Genomic DNA, 21,285 nt, shown 5'->3' on the forward strand with positions numbered 1-21,285 from the left:
CCGATCACCATCAACCACTTTTCCACTCCGGCTGCTGCAGCGTCATGCCATGTTGCCCCTTGTACGCAGCAACGGATGGCGGCGCCCATCCCTCGAGCATCTGTGGCGCAAGCTGGTAAATCTCGATACCGAGCGGCCGGCACACTTCCAGTGGATCGCGCGCGTCCGGCCCCCACATCGGCACCGAGAGATCGCCACCCGGACAGGTCGACAGCGCACACAGCAAGTCGATCTCGGCGAAGAACTCGAGGTAATCCCCCTTCTTTGCCGGGCATGCTTTCATGAAATATTTGTCTTCCTGATTCAGGCCGGTGCACTGGAATACATTCAGTACGTCGTGCACGTCGTACTCGGTCAATCCGTACGGAGCGATCGCGCGCGTGAGGTTGGAGTGGCAGTGAAAATGGAAATCCTCGCCGGTCAGCATCCGGTTCACATAGGGATCGCACCGCGTGCCGAGCAGATCGTGAACCCGCCCGCCGTGCTCGTCGACGCCGTAATCGGCCAGACTGTCATCGGTAATCGTCACCATCGGGCGCAGGAACGGCAACGTCGACCACAGACGGTCGAACGTGCTGACATGCGCCTGCTGTAACTGGCGCGTGCGCGAGGCCCACATCCGCTCGCGCGGATTGTGCAGGTTCCACATGTTCAGATCGGCCACCTGCGGACCTTCGATCGTCACGATGCGGAACACTTGACCAGCCTGCACGGTCCACGCCCGACCTGAACGAATCGGCACGACGATCGATTCGATCAGCGTGCGGGTGCCGTGCTGTGAGGCGACACGTTGATAGAACGACTTATCGACGTCAAGCGCCGAACCCTTGGTGGATTGATAGGCAGCAGGGTAGTTCAGCATGCTGAATGCTCCTTCATAAGACTGGCGAACAGCCGCGCCCGGGCACCCGGTAGCGGGCGGCATCCGGGCGTGTCGTGAATGAATCGGTCATCCTGCGCGTGTTTCAGACACTACACCTTAGTCGCTCCCTGCGCTTGTGCTGCGGTTCGAACGCGCCAGGCCCCACGTCAGATTCGAGGACGTTAACGACGCGTGTCCGGCGGCGTCTTCCTGAGTCCGACGAGCACAGGTTAGAGACGGTAATATGATGCGCACGGAGGCACGACACATGGATGCTCACGAGCCTGTCACGCGGCCGGCACAACCTGTTCGCCGCCCGGTGCTGGTCTGGGACGCGCCGGTGCGGCTGTTTCACTGGCTGGTGGTCGTGCTGGTCGCGGCGGCTTATGTCACCTTGAAGCTGAACTGGATCGACTGGCACGTCCGGGTCGGCGAGACGCTGCTTGCTCTCGTCATTTCCCGGCTGTTGTGGGGCTGCTTTGGCAGTGAGACCGCGCGCTTTCGCAGTTTCGTGGCGTCGCCCACGGCTGCACTTCGTCATTTACGCCACCTGTTTCGCCGCGAGCCGGATGTGCAGGTGGGCCACAATGCAGCCGGCGGCTGGATGGTTCTGCTGCTGCTCGCGCTGCTGCTGATCGAAACGCTGAGCGGGCTCTACGTCAACAACGACATCGCCGACGAAGGGCCATTGAGCGAACTGGTGCCCGTGTGGCTCACCAATGCTATTTCGACACTGCACGGGCTTGTTTGGGACGTGCTGCTCGCCGCGGTGGCGCTGCACGTGGTCGTGATCGCTCTCTATGCGATAGCGAAAGGACACAACCTGCTGCGTCCGATGCTAACCGGCTACAAGCTCCTGCCCTCCTCGATCGACGCGCCGCGGCAGACGCCAGCTCTGCTGGCGCTGCTGCCGCTCGGCGCAGCCGCTGCCGTGGTGATGCTGCTCGCGGCGTATCTCTGAGCGTGCTGCGAATCCGGTCTCAGGGTGCCGCGTTAGTGGTGGCGTTAGTGGGTAGCGTCAGTTGCTCTTCGGCGGCACCACCTGGCCACGGATTTCACCGCCCGGATTGTTCTTGGTGTGAACGTTGATGTACATGTCACCGGCTTCGAACATCTTGGCGTCGTCCGGGGATAGCGTGGCCTGGCCGCTGAGCGGGCTCGTCATCTCCATGGTGCCTTTCTGGGAGATCCAGACCTTCACGCCGGCGTTTTTACCGGCTGGGGCGGGCCCATGAAAATGCGCCATGGTGGCCTGACTCGACAATCCGCTAAAGCTGACGTTCCAGGTCACGACCCGCGTGCTGGGATCGTACGTGAGGCTCGCGCTGCCGCTGCCGGGCGTCTGCACGGGCGGAACCTGCTGGGCGCCCGTCAACGGCACGTCGAATGAGACCGGCGCCGCTTGTGCCAGGCTCAGCGTGCCCGCCAGAGCCAGACCACCGAACACCATGAGAACGCGCTGCGAGATGGATCGTGACATTTGGTTTTCTCCTTTTTGGGGTTTGCCCTTGCTGGGCGGCAGCCATTATCGAAGCATGCGGACGACCTCGACGACGCCGCCGCCAGCCAAAGCTGTGACACAAGGATAGACGCAAGCCGCCGGTAACTCCAGGTGGAGCCCGATATCCGGTTTGCCGCAGGAAAGGCGCGGTCGCCCCTCCTCCTGATTGCCGGATCAACCCAATCGCGCGCGCCACGGCCGCAAGCTCAAACGGACGCCGCCGTTGGTTCCGACATCGTCACATAGTTCTTTACGCTGGAACGCTCCTGCATCCGGACATACCAGGCTTGGAGCGCCTCACACTCCGCAGGCACCGCCAGCTTCACAAGGCCCGCGAAAATCAAACCGCCTATCACCGTAATGTCGGCCATCGAGAAGACCTCACCTGCAACGAATGGCTGCCTCGCCAGCACAGTATTGAAGTAATGCATACCCCTCAGGGCTTTGTCGCGCTGACGGAACCCCCACTCGGCGTTCTGATAAATCTCGACGTCCGGTCCAAGCCCCGGCGTGGCGTGGTGGAAATAAACACTGACGGCGTCGAGCAACTCCAGCTCGGCGCGCTTGCTCATCATATGAATCACGCCCTTCTCGCGTGGTGTTCTACCGGTCAGCGTGGGTGCGCCATCAAGCGCGTCAAGGTATTCGGTAATGGCCGTGCACTCGGCAATCAAGGTCCCGTCGTCGAGTTCGAGCACCGGCAGCGTGCCTGAGTAGTTCCTGGCGAGAAACTCCGCCTTCTTGTGCTCGCCCTTCCAAAGATCGACCGTCACAAACTGAACACGCGACTGCAGGTTCTTCTCGGCCAAAGCGATGCGGACGCGAGCCGGATAAGGGCCGGTGGGCCAGTCGTAAATCTTCATCGCAGCCGGTTTGTTCAGGTCGAGATTGACGATGTCAGAACTCATTGCTTGCCTCTTTACAGTTTGCCTTCATAGGAACAGATCACGTGGAAACGTATGCTGTTATGAATCTACCTGCCACTTGGTAGGTTTACTTTAGAAGCTATAATGCTCCCCGTCAACGGCCATTTTTTCGATTACGAGGGCGGCAGCAGTGAGGAACGACGCAAGCTCAAACTCCAGGGAAAACATCCTGGCGGCCGCCAAAAAGGTCGCGCAGGCGCATGGTTACGGCGGCTTGAATTTTCGCGATCTCGCGGAAGAGGTCGGCATCCGGGCCGCGAGCATCTACCATCATTTCCCCAGCAAGGCCGATCTCGGCGCTGCGGTAGCGAGGCGTTATTGGGAAGACTCAGCGGCTGGTCTGGATGCGCTATTGGCCCAATCTTCGGACCCGCTTCGCTGTCTGCGTCAGTACCCCGACACGTTTCGCACGGCGCTCGCGAACGACAACCGCATGTGCCTGTGCAGCTTCATGGCCGCCGAATATGACGATCTGCCTGAAGCGGTGCAAAAAGAGGTGCAGGCTTTCACCGATGTGAATGTTGCGTGGCTGAGCAAGGTGCTGTCCGCAGCAGCCGTGGTCAATGCCATGGAGTGCGAACGGCGGGCTCGCGCCATCTTCGCCGCCATCGCCGGCGCTCAGCTCATTGCGAGAAGCCGCTCGGATATCTCGCTCTATGACGCGTTAATTGACAGCTATCGCGTGGCGGGTCTGCTGCCGGCATAGCGCTCCAATCTTCGCCCGCCTCTCGCTGGACAGGAGCGCGTCGCGTCAATTCTTACTTCAGAAGTGGCGCCTTTTCGTGCGGGCGAAAAATATATACAGTTAATCTGTACAGATTAACTGTATACCTGCTATGGTTGTGGCATGAACAAGCCATCATCGCCGCCCCAATCTATCGACCTGGCCGCCCTTGCTGGCGAACTACGCATTTCCGTGAGCAGATTGGTGCGCCGCGCGCGAGAACATTCGCAGGCCGGCGACTTTACGTCGGCCCAGACGTCGGTACTCTTCCATCTGGACCGTGATGGCCCCGCTACCGTTTCCGCTTTGGCGCGGGCGGAGGGCGTGAAACCACAGTCCATGCGGATCACGGTTGCCGGCCTGGAGACGTTGGGCGTTATCAAAGGCAAAGCCGACCCAGCCGACGGACGCAAAACACTTATCGACCTGACCCCCACGTTCAGGCGAGCGCTCCAGGCGAATCGGGCAGCGAAAGAGGATTGGCTGCTCCGCGCGCTCCAGGCTCAACTGTCCGCGCAGGAACAGGCAACGCTCGCCGCCGCGGTGGGACTGCTGCAACGGTTGGCCGACTTCTGAACCCGCTCAGGTACATCATGAAAACCATCCCACACATCGATCTACTCAGCATTAGGAGCATCTGAAATGGATTGGCTGCATGTCGTCTGTTACTTTTTTGGCGGTGCCTTTCTCTCGAATGCGGTGCCTCATTTCGTCAGTGGTGTGATGGGTGAACCCTTCCAGAGTCCGTTCGCGAAACCACGGGGAAAAGGACTGTCGTCATCGACGGTCAATGTGCTATGGGGTTTCTTCAATATCGTCGTCGGCTATCTTCTCGTTTGCCGCGTCGGCAATTTTGAACTCAAGGTGATGGCCGATGCACTGCCATTCGGCATGGGCATCCTGGCGATGGGGCTGCTCGGTGCCCGGCTGTTCGGCGAACTGCACGGCGGCAATACTCCCAAACGCACATGAGCGCCTCGGCAACCGGCATCTTCAGGTCGCTGAAGAATTTCAACTACCGGTTGTGGGCAATCGGCTCGCCGGTATCCAACGTGGGAACGTGGATGCAACGGACCGCTCAGGGCTGGCTCGTGCTGACCCGGCTCACGCACCATTGAGAGCGCGGGTTCGCTCTCCTCATCAAGAACGCGTGAACTGACAGCTATCGCGTAGCCGCTCTTCTATGGCATAGCGGCGCCCTTGCCTACCGCTCACCGCTCACCTGAAAGCGCTGGATGGCCAGCGAGGTGAAACGACCACCCGCATGACAGCGCTACCTGGCGTCCTGATACTCAAGTCGGCTGCGCAACCAGGACGTGAATTCATTGAGTTCGGCAGGCAGCGCGCGACCCGCCGCAGGCAAGGCCATCAACGTAAACGGGAGCCGCGTAAATCCCCAGGGCGCCACCAGGTGCCCTTCGTCAAGCTCCCGTCTAACCAGCCGCTTCTCGACAAGCGCGACACCCAGTCCGGAGAGTGCCGCCTCAATGCAAAGGTGCGTGTGGGGAAAGGCAATCTGGCCTCCGGTTCCGATTCTGCTGCCCGTTTGCGTCTCCCAATGCGTCCACGCACTCGACGTGAAGTCGTGCGTGATACGTGTCCCCGATTTTGCCGAACGCTTGTATCCAGGCGTGCATACGGGTCCAAACGCGACTGGCGCCAGTGGAATTGCACGGGAACGGTCCGCCTCCGAATACGAAGTGAGGTCCCACGCAATGACGAGATCGGCGCCTTCGGTCCGTATCTCCCGGGCCGAAGTCATGGACAGGCGGATACGGATGTCCGGACGCGCACGGTAAAAATCGGCAAGGTTCGGCACCAGCCATCGCATCGCGAACGTCGCGCTACACGCTACGTGCAGGCCCGAACCGCGCACCTGGGCCCGCAACCTCGCATAGCCGTGCTCAAGCTGCTCGAACACTGAGCTTACCAACGCGTAGAGCTCTTCTCCGTGCCGATTCAGCTTCAAACCCGTACCTTCCTTGTCGAACAGCGCTGAGCCGACGTGTTCCTGAAGCAGCTTCAGTTGACGACTGACGGCGCCGTGAGTCCGGTGCAGTTCTTCGGCTGCCCTGGTCACGGAACCGTTTCTGGCCGTTGCTTCGAACGCGCGCAATAAAGATAGCGGAGGCAGTGTACGCACCCGGAATTCCTCAGTTAAAAAAACTGACAGAGTTGGCAATAAAACTAGATTTTCGGATGCTACACGATTGCGTATCTTTGCACTCATATACCGCGATTCATGTCATTTCATTCAACCTTAGCGGATTGGCAACGCCCATCGCTTATGACAGTTTTATTATCGGATAGGAAGTCAAAAAATGAGCCGTATTACGCAGATCGTCGGTTACGAAGTCCTGGACAGCCGCGGGAATCCCACGGTTGAAGTGGAAATGACGCTGGACGATGGATCGAAAGGCCGGGCGATCGTGCCCTCCGGCGCTTCAACGGGAGAACGCGAAGCCGTCGAACTACGGGACAACGACCCCGCGCGGTATCTCGGCAAAGGCGTGCAAGGGGCGGTCAACGCGGTCAATACCGAACTGCGCAATGTGCTGATCGGCATGGAGGCTCTCGCCCAGCAGGACCTCGATCGAGCCATGATCGAGCTCGACGGCACCGAAAACAAGCAACGTCTCGGCGCAAACGCGATTCTCGGTTGTTCAATGGCTGCGGCGAAAGCCGCGGCTGCTTTCACACGCACCTCGTTGTTTCGCTATCTTGGCGGATTGCAGGCGGCTGTCCTGCCGGTTCCAATGATCAATATCATCAACGGGGGTGCGCATGCGGATAACCCGCTCGACTTCCAGGAGTTCATGATTTTGCCGATCGGCGCGGCCTCGTTCGACGACAGCGTACGTATGGGGTCCGAGGTCTTTCACACGCTTCGTGGCGCGCTCAAGCGCGTGGGGTTCAACACGAATGTCGGCGATGAAGGTGGCTTCGCGCCCACGCTGCGCTCGGCTGAGGAAGCACTTGATCTGATTGTCGACGCAGTTGAGGCAGCAGGCTACCGACCTGGCATCGATATCGCGCTAGCGATAGACCCGGCGTCCAGCGAATTTTTCAGCAACGGCCGTTATGTCTATCGTGGAGAAGGCATAGAGCGCAGCAGCGAAGAACAGGTCGACTACCTGGCCCGGCTGGTGGCCACGTATCCCATCGTGTCTATCGAGGACGGCGCTGCCGAGAATGACTACGCCGGCTGGCAGTTGTTGACGTCCCGGCTTGGCGGACAATGCCAGCTCGTTGGCGACGACATCTTCTGCACTAACGAACGCCTGCTTCTGGAAGGCATCCGCGCATCGATCGGCAACGCGATACTCGTCAAGATGAACCAGATCGGCACCCTCAGCGAAACGCTGGCCACCATCCGCGCAGCCCAGCGCGCGAGTTATGGCGTGGTGGTCTCGCATCGCTCGGGAGAAACCGAAGATGTCAGCATTGCGGATATCGCCGTCGCAACGAACTGCGGCCAGATCAAGACCGGATCGCTGTCCCGCTCGGACCGGACCGCCAAATACAACCAGTTGATCCGTATCGAGCGTGAATTGGGCTCGCAGGCAACCTATGCCGGCGCGACAGCGTTCGCGGCCCGTTCACCGCAACGATGACGGATAACGCGACGCTATGGTTCTACCAATGGCGTCGCGCATACCAGTCACGACGCGCCCACCAGCGGCGGCCATCCCAGTACTGGCCGCCGCGCCAGCCGATCACAATGGCCGGCGCCACCATCGGTACAGGCTGATAGGCGACATAGGGGGCCGGCGGCGGCGCCGCCGCGTAGACGGGAGCCGGCGCTTGCCGCGGGTGCGGGTGTCTACAACTACTTCGACACAATCGCCTCCGTCGACAATAAGCGCTACATCGACAGTCATGGCTGGGCGCCGATGTTCAGTCTGACGGCAACGTGGTTTACCGACGAACGCCTGTTCTATCAATTCCGTCTCAACGAAATTCTCGTATCGCGCAGCTATAACACCTTCAGTGCGATGTTCGGCATTGGCTACGAGCTCGATGCGCCGAATGGTCACGGCCCGCTCACCGGCGGCACGAGCGACAGCGTGTCGAGCGGCAACGAGATTACCGCGATGGCGGGCTGGACCGAAGTCAACAGCCTGCGCTCGCCGGGTGCATTCGCGTATGGCTTCGAATACCGCCATGGCTTCAGGCGCTATATCGACGGAACGATTAGCTGGATCAACGAAGGCCATACGCAACTCAACACCCGCTCCGGTGCGGCAGCGCAGGTCTGGTTGCGCCGCAGTTTCTTCAACGATCCCTGAACCTGGGTGTGGGCGCCGCGCCGTACTATGCGCTCGATACGCACCGCGTCAAGGACGGCACGGATACCGGCGGCAAGCTCTCGCTGTTGCTGACCATGTCGGCGGCCTATAACTTCACCAAACACTGGTACGTGCGAGCGTCATGGAATCGTGTGATGACGGGCTATGACAAGGACAGCGATATTTATCTGGGCGGCATAGGCTATCGCTTCTAGCTTGCGTGGCGCAGGAGGCGCGCTGGGAAAGCGTCGTTATAGCTGCTGCCGGCACATTCTCGAATCGACGTCAACGAAGTAGCACGGCAAAAGCACGGCAATTTTCGAATCAAAACTTTCCGCGCCTTACCGATCGCCGAGATAGGCTGGAAACACCCTCCTTACCAGGCATTTGGAAGTATTGCCATCACTTACGCTGAGTGTTCAACCCGTAAGGAGATCAGGCACCATGAGCATACAAAGTGTAAGCAATTCGCCAACCGGTACCGACCTGACTTCGGTCGGCGCCACTCACCGTCACGGCGGCGGCCACCACCGTGAAGCGGCGGAGTCCTCGTCGTCTTCGTCAACCAGCTCGACAGAATCGAACCCGCTGTTGTCGGCACTCGGTGCGGCGTTGTCGTCGCTGGGTATCAGCAGCGCGTCGTCGACCACGGCTACCTCGGGAACGTCGAGTACGGCGGCTTCTTCGAGCACGGCCGCCACCGCCGTTTCTTCCACCGCCTCTACGAGCGATTCATCGTCAGGCAGTTCGGTCTCCGGCGCATTGCAGGCCTTTCTCGGTGCGCTGTTTCAGGCACTGGGTTCGCTTCAGCAACCGGGCAATAGCGACAGCACCGCCGCAAATGGCACGAGTAGTTCGACGAACTCAAACTCGATCGTGACGTCTTCTTATGGGGATATTGGCGGGGCACTGAATGCGCTCGCCCAGCAACTCGGGTCGGGCAGCACGACAGGTTCGAGTGCCGGGTCCGACACCTCGGACACCAGTAGCGATTCCCCTTCTTCGTCTTCGCAAACGTCGACACTGCAGACGGATTTCCAGGCTCTGTTGAGCTCACTCGGCGATAGCGGCTCGGGCACGTCGCTGCAGTCGTTTGTGCAGACGCTCGCGAATAACCTCAAGGGAAACTCGCACATGCAACCGGTTGGAAGCCTGGTGTCGACCACGGCTTAAGCTAACGGAAATAGAGCCGTTTTTTCGTCCTTCCCGATGAATCCATCGGGAAGGACTGCCGCTGCTACCGGGCTTTGATCTCCGCGTAAGCCAGCATGGCATCACCCACCACGTTTTCTCCCTGCTCGTTGAGTGCCGCACCGGCTCCCCGGATATCCCGCACGTCCTTGTTCTGACCCAGCTTTATCTTCCCGACGAGGCGAGTAATCTCGATCTCCACGCCGACGATCGCCTTCAGCATCGCGTCGATGTAGTCGGCGGGGCTATCTGTCATCTTCCATGGCTTGGGCTGAGACGCCTCATGAGTGCGTGTCAGGCGGCCGACCACCCCACGAACGTATCGCTCGTCGTCGTGGATGCTAATGCGGCCGTAGGCGTGTACCACGCGGTAATTCCATGTAGGCACCTGCTTGTGAAACTCGTGCTTGCCCGGATACCACGACGGCGAGATATAGGCGTCCCCGGCGCGAAACACAACCAGCACCTCGTCGCCATTGGCCACGTCCTGCCAGACAGGATTGGCACGGGCGACATGGGCATGCAGAACGCCGCACGCGCCCTCTGCGGCTTTCAGTTCAAAGGGAATGTGATTGGCGTCCATTCCGCTCTTGCCATGCGTGAACAGAATGCCAAAAGGATTCTCCTTGATAAGGGTATGCAGGACTTCAGTACGAGGTTCGTCGAAATGGGCAGGTATGTACATGTCAGATCCGTTAAAGGCCATGACAAAATTTTCGCGCTAAACTGGTTTGTTTCGTAGAGCCAGTTTCGGCAAATCTCATTGAACCAGAATGCAATGACCAGGCAACCCAGAACGGTTGAGCTTCCGTCGATCGGCACGCTGGATCGAACGGCCGGCCAGCTAGGGCGTCAACTCGCCCAACTGCTGCGCGATGCGATACGTCGCGGCGATCTGCAAGCAGGCGAAATGCTGCCGTCCACGCGCATACTCGCCGCGTCCTTGCAGGTCGCACGTGGCACCGTCATCGAAGCATTCGATCAGTTGATCGCCGAGGGTTTCCTGACGGCAAGCCCGAGAGCAGGCACAAGCGTGGCGCGTTCGTTGACGCCGCCTGCCGATGTCCAGGCGCGCCCGTCCCCGGTCGAGCCCGCTTCGCTTCCGGGACGTGCCAACCTGCTCGCGCAGGTTGCGCGTCAATTTTCAGCCGTACCGGCTGCCCCCTTCGCCGTGTCGGTGCCGGTTGGCCGTGCCCTGCCGGACGATATCTGGCGGCGGCTCGGCAACCGTGTGCGCGCCCGGGGTCCCGGCGCCCCCGCGGGTTATGGCGATCCGCAGGGCGCACACGCGCTGCGTGAAGCCGTCGCCGACTACGTCAGACGGTCCCGCTCGGTCCGCTGCGAAGCCGGCCAGGTCATCATCACGAGCGGTACGCAGCAAGGCCTTTATCTGTCGTGCCAGGTGCTGCTCGACGCCGACGACTCAGCGTGGGTGGAAGACCCGGCGTACCGGGGCATCACGGCCATCCTCGAAAGCACCGGCCGTCCCGGGCGCATGATCCGGGTACCCGTCGATGCGGAAGGACTCGACGTCGACGCCGGCATTGAACTCGGAGCGCACGCCCGCGCTGCATTCGTCACGTCGTCGCATCAATACCCGCTAGGCATGCCGATGAGCATGGCAAGACGCAACGCGCTACTGGCATGGGCTCGCGCACACAATGCCTGGATCGTCGAGGACGACTACGACAGCGAACTACGTTATGCCGGCCATCCGTTTCCGTCGCTGCAGGGACTCGATCCGAGCCGTGTGATCTATCTCGGCACCTTCAGCAAGATTCTGTTTCCATCGTTGCGCCTGGGTTATGCCGTGGTTCCCGACTACCTTGTCGACGCGTTCTGCGGCGCGCGCGTGCTGATGGACCGCAATCCGCCGAACGCCGATCAGCACGTGCTGGCGGCCTTCATTGCGGAAGGCCATCTGGACCGTCACATCCGGCGAATTCGCGGCGTGTACGCCGAGCGCCGCACGCAAATCATTGAGACCATCGAGCGACTGCTGCCGAAGGAACTCGCCTGGTTGCAGCCCAGCGATCAAGGCATGCACATGGTGCTCTGGCTGCGTGAGGGCGTCGACGACATCGCTGTCGCGTCGTTAGCGGCACAAAGCGGCGTTGCCGTACGGGCAGTGTCTCCAATGTATTCGGCTGGCAACGCCCGGCCGGGTTTGATACTGGGCCTCGGCGCGTTCACCGACAGCGAGATTGAAATAGCCGCTCGACATCTCGCCAGGTGCATTGACGCGGCGGCGACAAGCGTCACGCGTAATACCGCGAAACGGCCGAAGAAAAAAACGACGCAAGGTCGTTCTCACTAGCATCCCGGTGCGCAAAATGTCCCGTGGCACCCGCGCGCGCTGTCCCACCGGACTACAATTGTTTATATGGCCTCCATCATGCATTGACCGTGCGCGGCAGCGTCGGCCAATGCATCGGCAAAGCGGTCAGCCAGATTCACGGCCGATCAGCAATTCATGCAGACCTGATCGCCGCCGGCCACGAGTGGTGCCCTGACAAAGGAGGGGCAATGGATTCGCAACCCAGCTCCCGCGTGGTCGTCAGACGCGCCGCCATCACGCTGGCGGTCTTCGTGGCTGGATTGATCGTTGCCGGGCGCATCACCCGTGTCGTAGTCGACTGGTTGTGGTTTGCTTCAATCGGCTATGCCAACGTTTTCTGGACGGTTTTCTCCGCCAAGGTACTTCTCTTTAGCGCGGTGTTCGCGGCGTCGGCCGGCGTCATAGCCGCGTCGGGATTCGTCGCGCATCGTTACGCGCGACGCCCGGGCAGCTGGCAAGTGGAAGCGGCCCGTCTGTCAGGTCCGCCGGAGTTCATCAGCGAACTGGCGGACCAGCTCGCACCGCGGATTCGCTGGCGCGCCAGCATTGCCGGTAGCGCGATTGCCCTGGGGTTGATCGTCGCGGCCAGCGACATCTCCAACTGGGATCTGGTGCTGCGCTTCCTGCATCAGGTGCCCTACGGCGAGCGCGATCCTGTCTTTGGACGGGACATCAGCTTCTATCTGTTCTCACTGCCCGCCTATCTGGTACTCAAGAACTGGTTGCTGCAACTGGTCTTCCTGAGTGCGATCGTTGCGGGCCTGGTCTACGGGCTGCGCGGCGACATCACATTCGAGCGGCCACCGCGCGGACTCTCTCCCCCAGCCACCATTCATGCTTCAGCGCTACTCGGCGCCTTCTTCGTCGTGAAAGCGTGGTCCTACACACTCGACCGTTTTTTGCTGCTGTACGGCGATAACGGCGTCGTGGTCGGCGCGGGCTATACCGACGTCCACGTCGTGCTTCCGGTCTTGTGGGTACTCACCGGCTTCGCCCTCGTTGCCGCCGTCGCTTCGTGGGTCAATATGCGCCGGCTGGACTATCGCATTCCCGCAGCCTCGGTACTGCTGGTGTTCGGCACCTCGTTCGTGTTCGCCGTGATCTACCCGGCGCTGTTCGAGCGCTTCTATGTCAAGCCGAGCGAGCTGCAACTGGAGATGCCCTACATCAAGCACAATATCGCGCTAACGCGAATGGCTTACGGCCTCTCGCAGATCGAGGTAAAGCCATTTCCGGCCGGGCAGGAATTGAGTCTCACCTCGCTCGAAGCCAATCGCGCGACCATCGACAACATCCGCCTATGGGATGTGCAGCCGCTGATGGATACCTACGCGCAATTGCAGGAGATCAGGACTTACTACAAATTCCTCGCCTTCGATATCGACCGCTACCGGCTCGACTCCGGCTACCGGCAGGTGATGCTGTCAGCCCGTGAACTGGCGCCGTCGATGCTTTCTGCGAATGCCCAGACCTGGGTGAACCTGCACCTCCTGTTCACTCACGGCAACGGTGTCGTGATGTCGCCAGTCACCGAAAAATCGCCGGAAGGTCTGCCCTCTTTCTATCTGCAGGATATTCCGCCCGTCGCTCACGACGGACCGATGATTCGCGAGCCGCGGCTGTATTTTGGCGAAGGGGGTGAAGGCTATGTCATCGTGAAAGGCAGCGTTCCCGAATTCGACTACCCGAAAGGCAAGGATAATGTCTACACCACTTACAGTGGGCGCGATGGGATTGCGATCGGCAGCATGGCGCGCCGCAGTCTGTTCGCGTGGCACTTCGGAGATCTGAACATTCTGCTGACCGGCTACATCACGAATGCCAGCCGCATCCTGCTGCACCGTAACATTCAGGACCGGGTGCGTACGATTGCTCCGTTCCTGCGCCTCGACCACGATCCCTATCTCGTCACAAGCAACGGGCGCCTCTTCTGGATGCAGGACGCCTATACGACGAGCAGCTGGTTCCCCTACGCTCAAGCGGATTTCGACAACGGCGCCAATACCATCCGTAACGCGGTCAAGGTGGTAATCGACGCGTACAACGGCACGGTCGATTTCTATGTCAGCGATCCGGCCGATCCGATCCTGCGGACTTATCAGCGCATCTTCCCGGGTCTGTTCAAGCCTCTCGCGGCGATGCCGCAAGACCTGCAGCAACATATCCGCTACCCCGAAGATCTGTTCCAGGTTCAGGCGCAGCTATATCGGGCTTACCACATGGATGCACCGGAGGTTTTCTACAATCGCGAGGACCTCTGGCAGTTTCCCCGGGAACTGGTCGGCATTGACGGTGGGAATAGCCCCGGCACACCGATGACGCCCTACTACATGATCATGCGGCTGCCTCACGAATCGCGCGAGGAGTTCGTCCTGATGCTGCCGATGGTGCCCAGCCAGCGCGACAACATGATCGCGTGGCTCGCCGCGCGTTGCGATCCGCCCAACTACGGCAAGCTCATCGTCTACTCGTTTCCGAAGGACAAGCTCGTCTACGGGCCGTTCCAGATCGAGGCGCGCATTCAGCAAAACACCGAGATTTCCCAGCAGATATCGCTGTGGAACCAGATGGGGTCGCGCGTCATTCGCGGCCATCTGCTCGTCGTGCCGATTGAGAACTCCCTCCTCTACGTCTCGCCGCTCTATCTGCGCGCGGAGTCGGGTCAGTTACCCGAGTTGAAGCGCGTGATCGCAGCGTATGGGGACCGGGTGGTGATGAAAGAGACCTTGGGCGAAGCGCTGGCGGCGCTGTTCGAAGAAAGCACCCCTCTTGCATCGCCGCCTCAGGGCACGGCGGACGCGCGTGCCCGCGAAGCGCTTGCACACTATGACCGTGCCATCGCACGATTGAAGGCGGGTGACTGGAGCGGTTTCGGCGCGGAACTGGATGCATTGCGGCCACTGCTCGAGGCGCTGGGAGGCGGCCGTTCGGACGGGCGACAATGATTTCCCGCGGCATCGCGCCGCCTGGTTCGAGCTTTTTTTGACGAACTCAAATTTTCGCCAGAACTGCCGTAGTATCTTCACACGCAGAAAACCTGCAATTCATTTTCTGTCACTCAAGTACCCGCTGCGCGGTATCCTTGCCTCTGCACGACAGCCTGAAGCAGTGTCCGAGCCGAGCGATTCGCGCGTCAATCGCCCGGCGATGCAAAAACCATAGCGATTTTGTCGGAGACGGGCACATGAGCACGACCATCTCAGTCGAAGAACCGCCCCGCGTCATCGGGATCGTGACCAGGATCTACTCGAGTTTGCTGATCGTTGGTTTTGCACTCATTCCCGCCTACCTGATTACTTACCTGGTTTTCTTTCAGGACCCGAGCCTGAAATTCGAAAACCATGCATTCCACGAAATCGCGATCGCAGCGGCAACCCTCGAAGGACTGTTTGTCACCTACGTGACATGGCGCTGTTATCTGTCGTCAGGCGAGCCGCTGTTGCGTTGGCTGACTTTAGGCTTCCTGGGCTTTGTACTGGTCTATGCGCTGCACGGCGCGTTCACCGGCATGGCTCACCACAATATCTGGCTGTTCCTGCTCTATGGACCCGCATCGCGCCTGGTGATGTCGGTGCTGTTGCTGATCGGACTTCTCTCATACCACCGCGCGCCGGACGTGGTCGAACGGCGCTCGAAACCTGGCCCGTGGCTAGGGTGGATCGCCGTGTTCGTCCTGATCGACGTGCTTGTCGGAATCGTTGCGAACTCGCCCATTGCGGGCGACCTTGCCGTGCGGCTCTCAATGGAAGGCGGCGCACTCGTCTTCTCCACGCTGAATGTCATGGTGCTGATGCTGCGCCGCATTCGCTCGCCGCTGATGGTGATCTATGGCATCTCCATCACGTCCTTCGCGCTTGCCTCCCTCGCGTTCATTATCGGCAAGCCCTGGAATCACATGTGGTGGCTGGCGCACGCGATCTTCGCCGCCGGCTTTTTCCTGCTGAGTTACGGCGTCGTTCAGGCGTTTCGCACAACACGCTCCTTTTCGACGATCTACAGCCAGGAAGAACTGATGGCCCGCCTCGCGGAAGCGATGGCACGCACGGAAAGCGCGCTGCAGGAACTCCAGCGCACCAATCACAAACTCGAGCACCTTGCCGCGACCGACCCGCTGACGGGCGCCGCGAACCGGCGCGAGTTTATCCAGCAGGTGGAGGCGGAAATCGCGCGCGCGAGGCGGGAGGGTGCGCCGTTCTCCCTGCTAGCGCTGGATCTCGACCACTTCAAATTGATCAACGACAACTACGGCCACCAGGTGGGCGATGAGGTGTTGCAGCGATTCGTGCAGAAATGCCTGGATGCCATTCGCCCCTATGACGGCATGGCGCGAGTCGGGGGTGAAGAGTTCATGGTGCTCCTGCCCAGAGCCGCGCTGGAGGCGGCGCGTTCGATCGCGGAGCGCGTCCGCGGCGCGGTCGCGACCGAGGAGTTTTATACCAGAGCCGGGCGGGCGGTCACCGTTACCGTCAGTGTCGGGATTTCCGAGTTCGGCCGCGACGGCGACACGATCGACACCCTCCTGCGAGTCGCCGATGAGCGGCTTTATCGAGCCAAGCACGACGGTCGCAACCGGGTGGTGGCCGGATAAAAGCGCTTCGCGATCGACCCATCGCGGTTCGATACGCCTCCTGCCAGATAGTCACATATACGCGGTCGCCTGACCGCTGCGGGCCTCCAGCTGCCTGGGAGGCTCGGGGAACCCGGTTGAGCATGTTGCTAATGTTATGTTATAACATGCCGGATTAACCGGGTCGCGTTGTTGCGTTGACATACGCGCCTTGCCTTTCATCATTTCGAGGCTTCTCCCCATGCACAAGCTTCCTGTCACCGTGCTGTCCGGCTTTCTTGGCGCAGGCAAAACCACGCTTCTGAACCATGTCCTGAATAACCGTGAAGGCAAGCGGGTAGCCGTGATCGTGAACGACATGTCAGAGGTCAATATCGACGCCCAGTTGATCCGCGACGGCGGCAGCCAGCTTTCACATATCGACGAAAAGCTTGTCGAGATGAGCAATGGCTGCATTTGCTGCACCCTGCGGGAGGATTTGCTGATCGAAATCCAGCGTCTCGCACGGGAGCGGCGCTTCGACTACTTGCTGATCGAATCGACGGGGATTTCCGAGCCTTTACCGGTTGCCGAAACCTTTACTTTCCGCGACGAAGCAGGCCACAGTCTTTCCGATGTCGCGCGCCTCGACACCATGGTCACCGTCGTCGACGCCTACAATTTCGTGCGCGATTACGGTTCGCACGATTTTCTGGCCGATCGGGGCGAAACCATGGGTGAGGAAGACCGGCGAACGGTCGTCGATCTGCTGACCGAGCAGATCGAGTTCTGCGACGTGATCGTGCTGAACAAAACCGATCTCGTAACGGCGGATCAGATCGATCAACTCAAGGGCGTGCTCCGCGTGCTCAACTCGCGGGCGTCGATTGTGCAAAGCCATTTCGGGCAGGTTCCGATCGACCGGATTCTCGATACGGGCCTGTTCGACTTCGAGGCCGCGTCGCAGGCGCCCGGATGGCTCAAGGAAATGCGCGGCGAGCATATTCCCGAAAGCGAGCAATACGGCATCACCAGCTTTGTCTATCGCGCCCGACGCCCGTTCCACCCGAAGCGCTTCTTCGACTGGATTCAGTGCGAATGGCCCGGCGTAGTGCGCTCGAAAGGATACTTCTGGCTCGCATCGCGCAATCATGCCGTCGGCGAATGGTCGCAGGCCGGCGCGATCTCACGGCATGGGCGCGCGGGGACGTGGTGGGCGGCCGTGCCGAAATATTCGTGGCCACAGGACCCCGAGGCGCAGGCGATGATTCGCAGCCGCTGGGACGGGCGCTTCGGCGATCGCCAACAGGAGTTGGTCTTGATCGGCACGGGCATGGACGAGGCGTCGTTGCGCGCGTCGTTCGATGTCTGCCTGTTAAGCGATGAAGAACTTGCCCGTTCGGAAACCGTGTGGCGTGACTTTCCCGATCCGTTTCCAGACTGGACACCGCCTCGCGGATGACACGGCACAGACGTGCTCGCCGGTGGCGTTAAGCACGCGCCGCCATCTCTGCGAGGCAACAAACAGGTATCCCATCTTTCACAGGAAGGCTTCCTTGCGCACCAGCGCGGCCTTGCAACCGGCGCCGGCGAAAGTCCCGGCGGCGTCACTGAGGAAAGCTCCCGCATTGGCGTCTACGGGTTTTTCCCGATCCCGGCCTATGTCGATACCGGCGTCGCCGAACCGTCGTTGAGGTATGTTCAACCCCTCAACTGAAAGGCAAACACACCATGACCACTGGAACAGTCCGCCTCCAACGCGTCTTGCGCGCGCCTCCCGAACGCATCTATCGGGCCTTCCTCGAACCCGATGCGATAGTCAGGTGGCTCCCACCCTATGGGTTCACCTGCCAGGTCCACCAGATGGATGCCCGCGTCGGCGGCACGCACAAGATGTCCTTCCGTAATTTCGGCACCGGCAGTAGCCACTCGTTCGGCGGCGAATACATCGAACTCGTGCCGTTCGAAACGATCCGCTACACGGACCGATTCGACGACTCGAACCTGCCCGGCGAGATGCATGTCACCGTTTCATTGCGGCAGGTGTCCTGCGGAACAGAACTCTCCGTCGTGCAGGAAGGCGTGCCCGAGGTCATTCCTCTGGAGATGTGCTACCTCGGCTGGCAGGAGTCGCTCGTTCAGTTGGCCAAGCTGGTCGAGCCCGTGATCCCTGGTTGACGGAACCGGCACAGCTGCGCGCCGCCACCGGCGCGCAGCTCATCGATTCGCGCAGTGAACCGGCCATTTCGCGTAATGGCCGGCGACAGAACAGAATTCCCCCCGCATTGACCTGTGCATTGCAGAACGGCTCATGCTCGACCGCTGCCATGCATCTTGCCCACGATCCGCCGTAATCAAACCGTCATAGTTCGCAGGTAAATAGTCCGGCAACTGGAAATTTTTTCAGTGCGTGAATGAATCTGCCTACCCGCCAGGCAAAATTGACCGTATATTTTTATCGCGCTACGCTTTCTCAGCAACCCAGGCTGCTTTCTGTCTGCTTTCTATCTCCCCAACATCACGCGAAATGGTGATCTCACAAGCGCGATCCGCAGGCGCAGGAGTCAGTACACAGCCATGAAAAGCGAACTCATCGAAGACCTTGTCATCACTGCGGCGGAGTTTTCGCCTGACGCAATCTTCCTCGTCAGCGAGACGGGACGTATCCGCCATGCCAGTTCTGCGTGCGAGGATATCTTCGGCTACACACCAGGCGATTTCGTCGATCAGTTCATCATCGATTTCGTGGTTCCGGCCGATCAGGATGCCACGCGCCGGGAAGCCAAAGAGGTATTGGCCGGGCGCAAACGGGTAGGGTTCGAGAACCGCTATCGTCATAAGAATGGCAGGGACGTCTACATCACGTGGTCAGCGCGCTGGCTGGAGCACGAGCAACTGCGTGTCGGCGTGGCCCGCGACGTCACCGAACTCCGGCGCCGGGAGGCCGGGCCCTCGGCGCTGCTGTCCATCCTTGCGCCTTACGAACGCAAGGTGGTTGAACTGCTGCTGACGGAGGCGACTGAAAAACAGATCGCCGAACGGCTTGGTCTCGCCGCCTCCACCACCCATTCCTATATCACCGGGATTTTCCGCAAATACGGCGTGCGGGGACGGGCAGGTTTGATGAGCCTGTGGCTCAAGCACCTTTCTAACGGCATCGCCCCGTCTGGCGACAGGTAAGCGCGATCATTCGCGCCCTGCAAGAGCGCGAGCGAGCCGTACTCGCGAATCATGCGAGCAGGCCTTGCCGAATGGTTTTTCTTATGCGGAGCCCGCCGGTTTTGCACGCATTGTCCGGGCTCTCATTGGTTTCTCTCAGGTTTCTGGCTTCGAACTTTTTGTGGCTCAACGATCGCGCCGCGAACACCGCCGACGACGCCGTCTAGCCCATATAGTGGAACCGATGCTACCTGAAACAGCGTGTCCAACGAACCCTGCTAATCAGAGGGGTGATGCGGGACCGCATGCCGGCGCGGAGCGAGCCGCCCCACGCGTACCCCCTTTCATATCCGCCAGGCCGGCCCCTCGGGAAAGTCATATTGATCGAGCGACGCCGCGTGCATTTCGATGCTGTAGCCCGCGCGTTGCGGCGGCATATACCGGCCGTTTCGAATCACAACCGGGTCAACAAAATGCTCATGCAAATGGTCCACGTATTCGAGCACCCGGTTTTCCAGCGATGCCGACACGCAGATATAGTCGAACAGCGAAATATGCTGCACGTACTCGCACAAACCGACGCCGCCCGCATGCGGGCACACGGGCACGCCAAACTTCGCCGCCATCAGCAGCACGACGATCACCTCGTTCAGACCGCCGAGCCGGCAGCTATCGACCTGACAGAAGTCGATGGCCTGCGCCTGCAGCAACTGCTTGAACATCACCCGGTTATGGCAATGCTCGCCCGTCGCGACGCCGATAGGCCGAATCCGCTGCCGGATCGCGGCGTGGCCGAGAATGTCGTCGGGACTCGTCGGTTCCTCGATCCACCACGGATCGAATTGCGCCAGTTGCCGCATGTTCGCGACCGCTTCGTCGACACCCCACACCTGGTTCGCATCCATCATCAGCTTCAGGTTTTCGCCGATCTCCTCGCGCAGGATGCGAGCCCGGCGCATGTCTTCTTCAAGATTGCCGCCCACCTTCTGCTTGAAGTGCGTCCAGCCCTGCGCGACGCCTTCCCGCGCGAGACGGCGAATCTTGGCATCGTCGTAACCGAGCCAGCCGGCCGACGTCGTGTAGGCCGGATAGCCGTGCGCCAGCATCTCCTTCTCGCGCTCACCCCGGGTTTTCGCGTGACGGTGCAGCATGGCGATGGCTTCCTGCGGCGTAATCGCATCGGTCACATAGCGGAAGTCGAGACAACCCACGAGCTCTTCGGGGCTCATGTCGACGAGCAGTTTCCACACCGGCTTGCCTTCCGCTTTGGCCCACAGGTCCCAGGCCGCGTTCACGACCGCCGCCGTCGCGAGGTGAATCGCGCCTTTGTCCGGGCCGATCCAGCGCAGTTGGCTATCCGAGGTCAGCGTGCGCCAGAAAGCGCCCATGTTCGCGGCGATATCCTCGAGCGTTTTGCCGACGATCAGCGGAGCCAGCGCCTGCACCGCCGCCACGCAAATCTCGTTGCCACGGCCAATGGTGAACGTGAGGCCGTGGCCAGTGAAGCCTTTCGGCGAATCGGTTTCGAGCGTTACATAGGTGGCGGAGTAATCCGGCGCGGCGTTCATCGCGTCGGAGCCGTCGAGCGAACGCGAGGTCGGGAAGCGGATGTCCCGGACGGACAGCTTGGTGATCGTGGGCATCTGAACACCCTCCTGTTGGACAGCGATCGACTTCAGCCTATGAGCAAAGAGACCGGGTGCGCTCACCCGGTCTCTTTGCGGCCACCCTCTCGCCCCGCCATGCAGG

20 protein-coding genes and 1 pseudogene are annotated in these 21,285 nt (G+C 60.5%); 15 read left to right on the top strand and 6 right to left on the bottom strand.

Annotated features, from left to right (window positions below; all coding sequences use genetic code 11):
* Nucleotides 1–10: 10 nt before the first annotated feature.
* Complete coding sequence (locus GH665_RS33635; protein ID WP_153141410.1) at nucleotides 11–862, bottom strand: urea carboxylase-associated family protein; 852 nt, start codon at nucleotides 860–862, stop codon at nucleotides 11–13.
* 268 nt (nucleotides 863–1,130) lie between these two features.
* Between GH665_RS33635 and GH665_RS33640 the strand changes: the two genes are divergently transcribed.
* Nucleotides 1,131–1,823 (top strand): cytochrome b/b6 domain-containing protein, encoded by a 693-nt coding sequence (locus tag GH665_RS33640; protein WP_153141411.1) that lies wholly within the window; start codon nucleotides 1,131–1,133, stop codon nucleotides 1,821–1,823.
* Nucleotides 1,824–1,880: 57 nt separating this feature from the next.
* Here the strand turns inward: GH665_RS33640 and GH665_RS33645 are convergent, their stop codons facing one another.
* Nucleotides 1,881–2,342: a CHRD domain-containing protein gene (locus tag GH665_RS33645; RefSeq protein ID WP_153141412.1), complete on the bottom strand. Its 462-nt coding sequence runs from the start codon at nucleotides 2,340–2,342 to the stop codon at nucleotides 1,881–1,883.
* 227 nt (nucleotides 2,343–2,569) lie between these two features.
* Nucleotides 2,570–3,271: a glutathione S-transferase gene (locus GH665_RS33650; RefSeq protein WP_174771772.1), complete on the bottom strand. Its 702-nt coding sequence runs from the start codon at nucleotides 3,269–3,271 to the stop codon at nucleotides 2,570–2,572.
* A 148-nt stretch (nucleotides 3,272–3,419) separates the two neighbouring features.
* On the opposite strand from GH665_RS33650, the gene GH665_RS33655 reads away from it, so the two are divergent.
* From GH665_RS33655 to GH665_RS33670, 4 genes and pseudogenes are all read left to right on the top strand, one after another.
* The gene (locus GH665_RS33655) at nucleotides 3,420–3,995 is read left to right on the top strand and encodes a TetR/AcrR family transcriptional regulator (RefSeq protein ID WP_153141413.1); all 576 of its coding nucleotides are present in this window, start codon (nucleotides 3,420–3,422) and stop codon (nucleotides 3,993–3,995) included.
* A 141-nt stretch (nucleotides 3,996–4,136) separates the two neighbouring features.
* The gene (locus GH665_RS33660) at nucleotides 4,137–4,589 is read left to right on the top strand and encodes a MarR family winged helix-turn-helix transcriptional regulator (protein ID WP_153141414.1); all 453 of its coding nucleotides are present in this window, start codon (nucleotides 4,137–4,139) and stop codon (nucleotides 4,587–4,589) included.
* Between the two features lie 66 nt (nucleotides 4,590–4,655).
* Entirely contained in the window at nucleotides 4,656–4,985 is a 330-nt protein-coding gene (locus GH665_RS33665; RefSeq protein ID WP_153141415.1) for a hypothetical protein, read from the top strand.
* Nucleotides 4,982–5,128, top strand: a pseudogene (locus GH665_RS33670) (MFS transporter); the annotation flags it as partial. The gene GH665_RS33665 and the pseudogene GH665_RS33670, both read left to right, overlap by 4 nt.
* Nucleotides 5,129–5,286: 158 nt before the next feature.
* Here the strand turns inward: GH665_RS33670 and GH665_RS33675 are convergent.
* Nucleotides 5,287–6,156, bottom strand: a complete 870-nt coding sequence (locus GH665_RS33675) for a LysR substrate-binding domain-containing protein (protein ID WP_246216453.1) — start codon at nucleotides 6,154–6,156, stop codon at nucleotides 5,287–5,289.
* Nucleotides 6,157–6,334: 178 nt separating this feature from the next.
* Between GH665_RS33675 and eno the strand changes: the two genes are divergently transcribed.
* The 4 genes from eno (at nucleotide 6,335) to GH665_RS33695 (ending at nucleotide 9,475) form a co-directional block, all read left to right on the top strand.
* On the top strand, nucleotides 6,335–7,627 hold the full coding sequence (eno, locus tag GH665_RS33680; protein ID WP_153141417.1) for a phosphopyruvate hydratase: 1,293 nt from the start codon (nucleotides 6,335–6,337) through the stop codon (nucleotides 7,625–7,627).
* 279 nt (nucleotides 7,628–7,906) lie between these two features.
* Nucleotides 7,907–8,302, top strand: a complete 396-nt coding sequence (locus GH665_RS33685) for a hypothetical protein (protein WP_153141418.1) — start codon at nucleotides 7,907–7,909, stop codon at nucleotides 8,300–8,302.
* 8 nt (nucleotides 8,303–8,310) lie between these two features.
* On the top strand, nucleotides 8,311–8,517 hold the full coding sequence (locus tag GH665_RS33690) for a hypothetical protein (protein ID WP_153141419.1): 207 nt from the start codon (nucleotides 8,311–8,313) through the stop codon (nucleotides 8,515–8,517).
* A gap of 229 nt (nucleotides 8,518–8,746) precedes the next feature.
* Entirely contained in the window at nucleotides 8,747–9,475 is a 729-nt protein-coding gene (locus GH665_RS33695) for a hypothetical protein (protein ID WP_153141420.1), read from the top strand.
* Between the two features lie 64 nt (nucleotides 9,476–9,539).
* On the opposite strand, the gene GH665_RS33700 is transcribed toward GH665_RS33695, so the two are convergent.
* Nucleotides 9,540–10,178: an FMN-binding negative transcriptional regulator gene (locus GH665_RS33700; RefSeq protein ID WP_153141421.1), complete on the bottom strand. Its 639-nt coding sequence runs from the start codon at nucleotides 10,176–10,178 to the stop codon at nucleotides 9,540–9,542.
* A gap of 93 nt (nucleotides 10,179–10,271) precedes the next feature.
* Between GH665_RS33700 and pdxR the strand changes: the two genes are divergently transcribed.
* From pdxR to GH665_RS33730, 6 genes are all read left to right on the top strand, one after another.
* Nucleotides 10,272–11,810, top strand: coding sequence for a MocR-like pyridoxine biosynthesis transcription factor PdxR (gene pdxR, locus GH665_RS33705; protein WP_153141422.1), 1,539 nt, complete (start codon nucleotides 10,272–10,274; stop codon nucleotides 11,808–11,810).
* A 209-nt stretch (nucleotides 11,811–12,019) separates the two neighbouring features.
* Nucleotides 12,020–14,776: a UPF0182 family membrane protein gene (locus tag GH665_RS33710; RefSeq protein WP_153141423.1), complete on the top strand. Its 2,757-nt coding sequence runs from the start codon at nucleotides 12,020–12,022 to the stop codon at nucleotides 14,774–14,776.
* Between the two features lie 239 nt (nucleotides 14,777–15,015).
* Nucleotides 15,016–16,419, top strand: a complete 1,404-nt coding sequence (locus tag GH665_RS33715; protein ID WP_153142424.1) for a GGDEF domain-containing protein — start codon at nucleotides 15,016–15,018, stop codon at nucleotides 16,417–16,419.
* 220 nt (nucleotides 16,420–16,639) lie between these two features.
* Nucleotides 16,640–17,839: a zinc metallochaperone GTPase ZigA gene (gene zigA / locus GH665_RS33720; RefSeq protein ID WP_153141424.1), complete on the top strand. Its 1,200-nt coding sequence runs from the start codon at nucleotides 16,640–16,642 to the stop codon at nucleotides 17,837–17,839.
* Nucleotides 17,840–18,108: 269 nt separating this feature from the next.
* The gene (locus GH665_RS33725) at nucleotides 18,109–18,555 is read left to right on the top strand and encodes an SRPBCC family protein (RefSeq protein ID WP_153141425.1); all 447 of its coding nucleotides are present in this window, start codon (nucleotides 18,109–18,111) and stop codon (nucleotides 18,553–18,555) included.
* A gap of 399 nt (nucleotides 18,556–18,954) precedes the next feature.
* Nucleotides 18,955–19,557, top strand: coding sequence for a helix-turn-helix transcriptional regulator (locus tag GH665_RS33730; RefSeq protein ID WP_153141426.1), 603 nt, complete (start codon nucleotides 18,955–18,957; stop codon nucleotides 19,555–19,557).
* A 323-nt stretch (nucleotides 19,558–19,880) separates the two neighbouring features.
* On the opposite strand, the gene GH665_RS33735 is transcribed toward GH665_RS33730, so the two are convergent.
* A complete protein-coding gene (locus tag GH665_RS33735; RefSeq protein ID WP_153141427.1) occupies nucleotides 19,881–21,179 on the bottom strand; it encodes an L-fuconate dehydratase in 1,299 nt (432 codons plus the stop codon).
* Nucleotides 21,180–21,285 lie beyond the last annotated feature (106 nt).

Origin of the sequence: Paraburkholderia agricolaris (assembly GCF_009455635.1) — a bacterium.
GTDB lineage: Bacteria > Pseudomonadota > Gammaproteobacteria > Burkholderiales > Burkholderiaceae > Paraburkholderia > Paraburkholderia agricolaris.